This window comes from Anoxybacillus sp. MB8 (assembly GCF_011006755.1).
Taxonomy (GTDB): Bacteria; Bacillota; Bacilli; order Bacillales; family Anoxybacillaceae; genus Anoxybacillus; species Anoxybacillus gonensis.
Map to the genome: position 1 here is coordinate 45,973 of NZ_RXXX01000016.1, position 9,727 is coordinate 55,699.

Genomic DNA, 9,727 nt, shown 5'->3' on the forward strand with positions numbered 1-9,727 from the left:
ATGGCCATGCTTGCACAACTATCGAAAAATATTTTTTTATATGCTTCACAAAGTAAAATGTTAAATCAAGCGGCGAAAAAATGGGGGCTCCGTTTCGGAGCTTCCCAAGTTGTTGCAGGGGAAACGATTGAAAGCGCTATCAAAAAGGTTCGTGAACTAAATGAAAAAGGGCTCGTTTGTACGCTCGATCATTTAGGAGAGTTCGTTTCAAGTCGCGAAGAAGCCATTGAAGCGACACAATATAACATCCGCACGTTAGAAGCCATTCATCGTGCAGGCGTTCAAAGCAACTTGTCCGTCAAATTGACGCAGCTTGGGCTTGATATTGACTTTGATTTTTGCTTAAACAATATGCGTCAAATTGTTGAAACGGCGAAACGATATAACAACTTCGTGCGCATCGATATGGAAGATTCAGCGCATTGCCAAGCGACGCTCGATTTATTACACGAACTACGCCGCACGTACGACAACGTTGGAACGGTCATTCAAGCATATTTATATCGCGCTGAACAAGATGTAAAAGATTTGAAAGGAGTATCGCTTCGTTTAGTGAAAGGAGCGTATAAAGAGCCGCCAGAAGTGGCGTTTCAAGAGAAACAACAAATTGATGAAAACTACATGAATATGATTCGTCTTCACTTATTAAGCGGAAGTTATACAGCGATTGCCACACATGATCATCATATTATTGAAAAAGTAAAAAAGTTTGCGAAAGAAAATAATATTCCGCGTAACCAATTTGAGTTTCAAATGTTATATGGCTTTCGAACAGATATGCAACAACAGCTTGCAAAAGAAGGCTATACGATGCGCGTATACGTTCCATTCGGGAATGATTGGTTCGGCTATTTCATGCGCCGATTAGCAGAACGTCCACAAAACGTCGCGTTCGCATTAAAAGGCTTTTTTGGAAAATAATTTTTTGTACAAATTGTGAACATATTTTAGTATAATGATACGTACAAAGGGGTTTTTATAGACAACAAAGGAAGGGGAGATTGTTTTGGTTATTACATCTGTCGTTGTGTATATGGTGGGGATGTTATTCATCGGATATTGGGCGTATAAACGGACATCGAACTTGTCTGATTATATGTTAGGCGGACGAACGCTCGGTCCAGCCGTTACCGCATTGAGCGCGGGAGCATCGGATATGAGCGGTTGGTTGTTGCTCGGATTGCCGGGAGCGATGTATGCGCAAGGGTTAAGCGCTTCATGGATTGTGATCGGATTAGCTCTTGGAGCGTATGCGAACTGGTTATACGTTGCTCCACGTTTACGAGTATATACAGAAGTAGCGAACGATTCGATTACGATTCCATCGTTTTTAGAAAACCGTTTCGGTGATACATCGAAGTTATTGCGTCTCGTTTCTGGATTCGTCATTATGATTTTCTTTACCTTTTACGTTTCTTCTGGTCTCGTTTCTGGCGGGGTCATGTTTAAAAATTCGTTTGGCACAGATTATCATACAGGATTATGGATTGTAGCTGGTGTTGTTGTCGCGTACACATTATTCGGGGGATTTTTAGCGGTCAGTTGGACGGACTTTGTGCAAGGACTCATTATGTTTATTGCGCTTATTCTCGTGCCGGTTGTGACGCTTATGCACATTGGGGGATTAACTGAAACGACGACAACGATTCGCGATATGGATCCGAACTTGCTTGATTTGTTTAAAGGGACAAGCGTTGTCGGTATCATCTCGCTATTTGCATGGGGACTTGGTTATTTCGGTCAGCCACACATTATTGTTCGTTTTATGGCGATTTCATCAGTGAAAGAAATGAAACAAGCACGCCGCATCGGAATGGGCTGGATGATCTTTTCATCTGTCGGTGCGATGTTAACAGGTCTTTTTGGAATCGCTTACTTTAAACAAGCAGGCATGAAGTTGGAAGACCCAGAAACAGTATTTATTAAACTTGGAGAAATTTTATTCCATCCGCTTATTACAGGATTTTTACTTGCAGCCATTTTAGCGGCAATTATGAGTACGATTTCATCTCAATTGTTAGTAACATCTAGTTCACTAACGGAAGATTTATATAAAATTTTATTCCGTCGCTCAGCGTCTGATAAAGAGCTTGTATTTGTCGGTCGTTTATCTGTCCTACTTGTATCGATTGTTGCCTTATTGCTCGCATACGAGCAAAATAATACCATTTTAAATCTTGTCGGTTATGCATGGGCAGGATTTGGGGCTTCATTCGGTCCTGTGATTATATTAAGCTTGTACTGGCGCCGTATGACAAAATGGGGAGCGCTTGCGGGAATGATTGCAGGGGCAACGACAGTCATCGTCTGGGCGAATTCCTCATATGCAAGCGTCATGTACGAAATGGTGCCGGGCTTTATCGCCAGCTTTGTTGCGATTGTCATTGTCAGCTTATTCACAGCTACACCTGAAAAACGTGTGACAGAGCAATTTGATACGTTTAAACGTACGATTTCATCATAAGAAAAAGGTGTCCGAACAGGGCACCTTTTTTGTGCTTGCATGACTTCGAGCAATGCTCATACAATGGGATTATATATATTTTTTGTAATTATGTGCATAGAAAGGGGAGTTGACAGTGAACACATTTGGAGCAATGATCGCATTTTTACTAGCTATTATTTTTATTTTACGGAACGTTCCGGTAGGGTATGGGATGATGTGTGGGGCGTTTATTGGCGCTTTACTTGGCGGGGCTTCGATCGATGAGGCCGTTCGTTTCATGATAGATGGTGCAAAAGAAATGATCCCTTCTATTTTGCGCATGTTAGCTGCTGGTGTGCTAGCTGGCGTATTCATGCAATCAGGGGCGGCTGTCGCGCTGGCAGAAAAACTTGTGCAAGCGTGTGGAGAAAAATATGCACTGTTTACGCTATGTTGTACAGCGATGATGTTAACGGCTTGTGGAGTGTTTGTTGATGTTGCCATTATGACAATTGCCCCTGTTGCGCTTGCAATTGCGCATCGGCTTGAGCTGTCGCGCTTTGCGATATTGCTTGCATTAATTGGTGGAGGGAAAGCAGGGAATATCATTTCCCCGAATCCGAACACGATCGCCGCAGCAGAAGCGTTTCATGTGCCGCTTTCTTCACTGATGATTGCCGGCATCGCGCCAGCTGTTGTCGCCCTTTTTGTCACGTATCAGCTTGCGAAACGATGGTCTCGTGACGTCGTACATAGCGTACAAGTCGAAACAGTGAAAAAAGAAACACTTTCATGGCAAAAGGCAATCGTTGCCCCTCTTGTTGCCATTAGTCTGTTGTTGCTCCGTCCACTTTTTAGCATCGCGATTGATCCGCTCATCGCATTGCCAGTCGGTGCGCTCGTTGGCGTAGTTGTAATGAATAAAACGAATGAGCTAAACATGTTTTTGCGCGTGGGTATGGAAAAAATGAGCGATGTTGTGTTGATGCTTATAGGTACAGGAACGCTAGCCGGCGTCATAGCAAATTCATCGTTACATGAAACGTTTATGGATACGTTTCAGTCTCTCGGCCTTTCTCCATATGTCATCGCTCCGTTCGCCGGTGCATTATTATCAGGCATGACTGCATCAACAACAGCCGGTGCGGCAGTAGCGAGCCACGTATTCGGAAAAGCGTTAATGGAAGCAGGCGTCTCGCCGCTCGCCGGTGCGGCGATGGTACATGCGGGCGCAACGGTGCTTGATCATTTGCCACACGGCAGTTTTTTTCATGCTACAGCAGCAAGCGTGCATATGTCACCGAAAGAGCGTCTCCAATTGCTTCCGTCTGAAACGCTCATCGGCTTAACGATTGCAGCAACATCTACGATTGTTTTTACTTTACTTTTATAAAACAATGTTCTAAATCATCAACAAATAAAATAAAAAAAGGACTTTCCATCCATATGTAGAAAAATGATATATGAAAGGGGAGTGGAGAAGTGAGAAACGTATATATTTTTATATTTGTCTGTCTGTTTTTATTTGCACATCCTGCTTGGGCACAAGGAGAAACGAGCATTACATTAAGCGTCGCAGGCGATGTGACGCTTGGTCGCGATGACAACTATGGCTATACATATTCGTTTGATCATGAAGCGAAAAAAAATGGTCTTGCTTTTTTTACAAAATATATTGAACCGATTTTTAAGAAAGATGATTTTACAACCGTCAATTTGGAAACAACGTTAACAAATGCAACGCAAAAAGCGGAGAAAAAGTTTCGTTTTCGAGGCGATCCGTCGTACGTTAACATTTTAACACGCGCGAGCATTGAAGGGGTCAATCTTGCGAATAATCATACGTTGGACTATGGACAAAAAGGATATATAGATACGATTGCTACGTTAAAACGAGCGAACGTCGGATATTTCGGGAACGGAATACGGCTTGTGAAGACCGTCAAAGGAGTGAAAATCGGTGCGCTCGGCTATAAAGGATGGAGCGATACGAAGGCGGTGCGACAGCAAATGGAAAACGACATAGATGCCCTACGAAAACAAGGAGTCCAAATCGTTCTCGTTCATTTCCATTGGGGTGAGGAGCGAAGCTATGTGCCAAATAGCACGCAAAAAGCGTTAGGAAAATTTGCGATCGATAGCGGAGCAGATCTTGTCGTTGGCCATCATCCGCACGTCATTCAAGGAATGGAGCAATATAAAGGAAAAATGATCGTTTATAGCTTAGGCAATTTTATGTTTGGAGGCAATAAAAATCCGAGCGATAAAGATACGTTCGTTTATCAACAAACATTTTATTTTGTTAACGGAAAAAAACAGCCGAAAACAACGATTCGCATCATTCCATTTCGCATCTCATCTGTCACGACGCGAAACAACTATCAGCCGATTCCACTTCAAGGAAAAGAAGCAAGTCGCGTAAAAACAAAAATTGTTCATCTATCAGCAAAAATTAACAAACCAACATGGCTCGTATATGAAAAATAAAGTATAATGGAAAGAAAAGGAGTTGATTTTATGTACATCGGGGACATTGTATTTCAACTCGTGATGCTCGGCACGTTGTTTGGGGTTTTTGCTGTGTTTGTTTTTGGTTCTGTATGGTTGATGCGGTCTATAAAGGGAAAAAGAGGGTAAAAAAGTTTAGTGAGTATCTTTTTATGTTAGAAGATTAAAACCGAGCGATATGCTCGGTTTTATAACGCCTTTCCGCAAGATGGACAAAAGCGAAAATCTGTTTGTACGTTTGTTCCGCAGTAAGGGCAAAACTTCCCTTCTTCATGATGGGCGAAGCGAGCATTTAGCGGATCTTTTTCTTCATTTTCGTCAACGATATCGACGATGGACATCCGTTCTTTCCCTGTAGCGTTTTTATAATGATATACCGCCTGAAAAATACCGATACCAATAACGATCAATCCGAAAAAAGGAAAGATTTGTGTTCCTGCAATTGGAGATTCTTTTGTAATGGAAAAAGTCATAAACGTCCAAAATATGCCGAATAAAATGGTGGCGATACTGCCAATAAAACCTTGCATGGACGGTCCACGGCCAGGCTTTATACTTTTCATGTGTATTCCCTCCAATTTGTTTGATACATCCATTATATACAAGAAATAGATAAAGTTCATGTTGTTTTTAAATAAAAGGAGTAGAATGTATGCTAGAATGAGTATTGATGCCATAAAATATATGGTAAGCATCATGACACAGAAGGAGGGTTTTATGATATGTCATTATCATCATTAAGGCGTGAAGCAAGGAAAGCATTGAAAGGAAAATGGGGGAGCGCGGTGCTTCTCATACTTGTTTATGCCCTTGTAACGATGGTTGTTCCTTTCGGTGTTGAGGTTGTGTTCAGTGGAGGATGGGAAGCGTGGCTTTATCAAGAAACTGTACCGGCATCTGCCTCGATTGTAAGCATGTTTGTTTCGTTTGCACTCATCCCGCTTAGTGTCGTCTTGTATTGGGTGTTTTTAGATGCGTATCGCAATGAGCCTATTCGTATCGCTCCGCTATTTACTGTTTATCAAAACGGAAAATTAGCTTTAAAGCTGATTGGTACTTCGCTTTTATTCGGGCTTTTCGTCTTTTTATGGAGTTTATTGCTCATCATCCCGGGAATTATTAAATCGTTATCTTACTCACAAACGTTCTTTTTATTAAAAGATCATCCAGAGTACAGTGCACTTCAAGCGATTAGCGAAAGTAAAAAACGAATGAAAGGGTATAAAGGAAAGTTATTTTTACTATATTTGAGCTTTATCGGTTGGGGACTTCTCTCAATGCTCACGTTTGGTATCGGATTTTTATGGCTCGTCCCATACATCTACACATCGCTTGCTGCGTTTTATGATCAATTTATTCGTACGCAAGAAGCACCGGCTGAATAAAACGAACAAGGGCGCCCTTGTTCGTTTTATTTTTTTGAAATAAAGCTAGTAAAATATCGAATTGTTTTGTAAAATCATTAAAAAAAGAATATTGTTTCTTTTTGTCGAACATATGCAAGGGTAGAGGTGTTTTGATTTAACGATATAACTACGTTTGTAAAATAAACAATAATAGTGACATACTATAATTGAAATGTGTTATAATAAATACGGAGAAGTTTTTGATCGAATCGATGGGATTTAGGGGGTCCAATGATGAAAACAGATGTCATTTTAATTGGTGCGGGGATTATGAGTGCGACTTTAGGGACGTTGTTAAAAGAATTGGCACCAGAGTGGGATATTGCGGTATTTGAAAGATTAGATCAACCAGCAGATGAAAGTTCGAACGAATGGAACAATGCCGGAACCGGTCATGCCGCACTTTGTGAACTAAACTACACAGTGGAAAAAGCGGACGGATCAGTTGATATAAGCAAAGCGATTAAAATTAACGAACAATTTCAAGAGTCGCTACAATTTTGGTCTTATCTCGTTCAAAATAAGCACATTCGCAACCCGAAGGAATTTGTTATGCCAATCCCGCATATGAGTTTCGTGCAGGGAGAAGAAAACGTCGCGTTTTTAAGAAAGCGCTTTGAACAGATGGCTAATCATCCGTTATTTAAAGGGATGGAGTTTTCTGACGATCCGCAAAAATTGAAAGAGTGGATTCCGCTGATGATGGAAGACCGCATCGTCACAGAACCGATTGCTGCCACGCGCATGGAGTCAGGGACAGATGTGAACTTTGGAGCTTTAACGCGCATGTTATTTGAACATTTAGAACATAAGCATGTCAATTTATATTATAAACATCATGTTGAAGATATGAAACGGACAAGCGACAATTTATGGGAAGTAAAGGTGCGCAACCTCACAACCGGCGAGGTCGAAGTCCATACAGCGAAGTTCGTCTTTATCGGTGCAGGCGGCGGAAGCTTACATTTACTACAAAAATCCGGCATCCCTGAAGGAAAAGGAATCGGTGGATTCCCGGTAAGCGGACTATTTATGGTGTGCAACAATCCGGATATCATTGCTCAACATCATGCGAAAGTGTACGGAAAAGCGAAAGTTGGTGCACCGCCGATGTCTGTCCCACATTTAGATACGAGATTCATAGGCAATGAGAAAATGTTATTATTTGGACCGTTCGCTGGGTTTTCGCCAAAGTTTTTAAAGAACGGTTCGATATTCGACTTAATTACGTCTGTCAAACCGCACAACGTGCTGACGATGCTTGCAGCAGGGGCGAAAAACATGGCGCTTACAAAATATTTAATTGAACAAGTCATGTTATCAAAAGAACAACGCATGGAAGAATTGCGCGAATTTATCCCGAATGCGAAAAGCGAAGATTGGGATGTTATTATCGCTGGTCAGCGCGTGCAAGTCATTAAAGATACAGAAGCAGGTGGCAAAGGAACGCTTCAATTCGGTACGGAAGTTGTTGCCGCCCATGACGGCTCCGTTGCTGCTTTACTCGGTGCATCACCAGGCGCTTCAACGGCTGTTCATGTCATGCTTGAAGTCATTGAAAAATGCTTCCCAAATGAAATGAAACAATGGGAACCAAAAATTAAAGAAATGATCCCATCATACGGTGTATCACTGATGAAAAACGAAACACTTTTACGCGACGTACAAATGCTCGCTGCTGAAACGCTTGGCCTAAAAGAAAATATGCCTCTCCAAATTGCATAAATGCGAAAGGCAGAAGTCGGAGGACTTCTGTCTTTTTTGTAGCGTTCATGCACACATTTGTTATAATGAGGAAATAATTTACCTTTGTTTCGTCTTAGGTTGGACTAGGATGTTATAAACGAGGAGAAAAATATTTTTTGTTTTTAGTTGCAAAATGCAAATAATGACGTATAATAAAGTCAAGAGGTGAGGAAATGGAAAATGTTCGCGAACTATTCCACACGATGACAAAACGTCTCGGGCTGTTAGACCGAAATTGCTGTACGGTTGGTGGGGTTGAATTATCGCTTGTGCAAAGCCATATTTTATACGAAATTGACCGGATGAACGAACCATCGATGCAACAAGTGGCTGATGCGTTAGCCATCGATATTACGACGTTCAGCCGGCAAATTCAAACGCTTGTCAAAATGAACTTAGTGAAAAAAACACCTTATTCCCAAGACCGCCGCGTCTATATTTTATCGTTAACGCCGGAAGGAAAATACGTCACAGCAAAAATTGACGCGGAAGTGAACGAATATTTAGGTGAAGTATTTTCACATATGAGCGAGTTTGAACGCGAAACGGTTATTCGCTCCATTCAGTTGTTGAATGAATGTATGGCCAAATCAACAGTCTGTTGCAAACCGTTATTTTAAGGCAAGAGAAATCTTGCCTATTGCTTGAACAAATACTTGCATTTTGCAAATAAAGGAGAGAATTCATTTGGAAACGATACAATCGTTTTTCTTTTTAGCGTTAGAGCTTACGTTCCTTTTTCTTGTTATTTCGTTTTTTATTCAATTCATTGAGGGATACATCCCGTATGATCGCATGCAACAGCTGTTGGCAGAGCGCCATCCGCTCATTGGGGCAATCATTGCTGTCATGTTTGCATTTGTGACTCCATTTTGTTCATGTTCGACCATCCCGGTCGTCGTGTCTCTCTTAAACAAAAACGTTCGGTTCGGGCTTGTCATGATTTTTTTATTCGCTTCCCCTGTACTTGATCCGACGATTTTAACGTTAATGACCGCATTGCTTGGCATCAAAGTAGCCGTCGTATATACGTTATTGACGGCGATGCTTTCGATTCTCATCGGTTTTATGCTAGAGGCTTTTGGATTTGAACGCGCAGTCAAACGCGTGATTGTGAAAGGAAACGTGGATATCGGAAAAAAACGGACGTTGAAAGAAGCGTGGCATGAGACGCTTCATCTCATGAAAACCGTATATCCGTATTTATTGTTAGGTGCTGGCATTGGCGCATTCATCCATGGCGTTGTGCCAACGGACTGGATTTCAACATATATGGGAGGTGATACATGGTGGCTTGTTCCGCTTGCGGCAATCATCGGCATTCCTTTGTACATCCGTCTCTCTACGATGATACCGATTTCGCAAATGCTACTTGCAAAAGGGATGGCGCTCGGTCCGATGATGGCGCTCATGATTAGCTCCGCAGGCGCAAGCTTACCAGAGATTACACTACTGCATAGCATTTTTCATAAGAAACTCGTTTGGGCGTTCATCGCCTCGGTCATCTCGATGGCGACTTTGTCAGGATTTTTGTTTTACATCATATAAAACGGTAGCGTCAAAAAATCTATGAAAAGTCATCATGGTCTACCTGTTGAAGGAAAATAAAGAGGATAGTGGAATTGGATTCGCCCTTGACCAA

At 41.7% G+C, this 9,727-nt stretch carries 9 protein-coding genes; 8 read left to right on the top strand and 1 reads right to left on the bottom strand.

What is annotated here, in order from left to right; genetic code table 11:
- Positions 1 to 6: 6 nt before the first annotated feature.
- From EKC99_RS07695 to EKC99_RS07710, 4 genes are all read left to right on the top strand, one after another.
- Positions 7 to 921, top strand: coding sequence for a proline dehydrogenase family protein (locus EKC99_RS07695; protein ID WP_009362545.1), 915 nt, complete (start codon positions 7 to 9; stop codon positions 919 to 921).
- Between the two features lie 85 nt (positions 922 to 1,006).
- A complete protein-coding gene (gene putP, locus EKC99_RS07700; protein WP_019418467.1) occupies positions 1,007 to 2,464 on the top strand; it encodes a sodium/proline symporter PutP in 1,458 nt (485 codons plus the stop codon).
- A 109-nt stretch (positions 2,465 to 2,573) separates the two neighbouring features.
- Positions 2,574 to 3,818, top strand: a complete 1,245-nt coding sequence (locus EKC99_RS07705; protein WP_163151292.1) for a GntP family permease — start codon at positions 2,574 to 2,576, stop codon at positions 3,816 to 3,818.
- Between the two features lie 104 nt (positions 3,819 to 3,922).
- Positions 3,923 to 4,912 carry a CapA family protein gene (locus EKC99_RS07710; RefSeq protein WP_483296096.1) on the top strand — a complete coding sequence of 330 codons (990 nt, stop codon included), beginning with the start codon at positions 3,923 to 3,925 and terminating at the stop codon, positions 4,910 to 4,912.
- Positions 4,913 to 5,121: 209 nt separating this feature from the next.
- Here the strand turns inward: EKC99_RS07710 and EKC99_RS07715 are convergent, their stop codons facing one another.
- Positions 5,122 to 5,496, bottom strand: coding sequence for a zinc ribbon domain-containing protein (locus EKC99_RS07715; protein WP_042894122.1), 375 nt, complete (start codon positions 5,494 to 5,496; stop codon positions 5,122 to 5,124).
- A 159-nt stretch (positions 5,497 to 5,655) separates the two neighbouring features.
- Between EKC99_RS07715 and EKC99_RS07720 the strand changes: the two genes are divergently transcribed.
- The 4 genes from EKC99_RS07720 to EKC99_RS07735 all read left to right on the top strand — a co-directional run bounded on the left by EKC99_RS07720 (position 5,656) and on the right by EKC99_RS07735 (position 9,633).
- Positions 5,656 to 6,318 carry a DUF975 family protein gene (locus tag EKC99_RS07720; RefSeq protein WP_163151296.1) on the top strand — a complete coding sequence of 221 codons (663 nt, stop codon included), beginning with the start codon at positions 5,656 to 5,658 and terminating at the stop codon, positions 6,316 to 6,318.
- Between the two features lie 255 nt (positions 6,319 to 6,573).
- Positions 6,574 to 8,064 (top strand): malate dehydrogenase (quinone), encoded by a 1,491-nt coding sequence (mqo, locus tag EKC99_RS07725; RefSeq protein ID WP_163151304.1) that lies wholly within the window; start codon positions 6,574 to 6,576, stop codon positions 8,062 to 8,064.
- A 194-nt stretch (positions 8,065 to 8,258) separates the two neighbouring features.
- On the top strand, positions 8,259 to 8,705 hold the full coding sequence (locus tag EKC99_RS07730; protein ID WP_163151298.1) for a MarR family winged helix-turn-helix transcriptional regulator: 447 nt from the start codon (positions 8,259 to 8,261) through the stop codon (positions 8,703 to 8,705).
- 67 nt (positions 8,706 to 8,772) lie between these two features.
- Positions 8,773 to 9,633 (top strand): permease, encoded by an 861-nt coding sequence (locus EKC99_RS07735; protein WP_009362558.1) that lies wholly within the window; start codon positions 8,773 to 8,775, stop codon positions 9,631 to 9,633.
- Positions 9,634 to 9,727: the final 94 nt, after the last annotated feature.

Bases quoted from the DNA above. Each gene is read 5' to 3' on its own strand.
- EKC99_RS07720 (WP_163151296.1), top strand. From the start codon at position 5,656: ATGTCATTATCATCATTAAGGCGTGAAGCAAGGAAAGCATTGAAAGGA.
- mqo (WP_163151304.1), top strand. From the start codon at position 6,574: ATGAAAACAGATGTCATTTTAATTGGTGCGGGGATTATGAGTGCGACT.
- EKC99_RS07715 (WP_042894122.1), bottom strand. From the start codon at position 5,496: ATGAAAAGTATAAAGCCTGGCCGTGGACCGTCCATGCAAGGTTTTATT.
- EKC99_RS07730 (WP_163151298.1), top strand. From the start codon at position 8,259: ATGGAAAATGTTCGCGAACTATTCCACACGATGACAAAACGTCTCGGG.
- EKC99_RS07695 (WP_009362545.1), top strand. From the start codon at position 7: ATGCTTGCACAACTATCGAAAAATATTTTTTTATATGCTTCACAAAGT.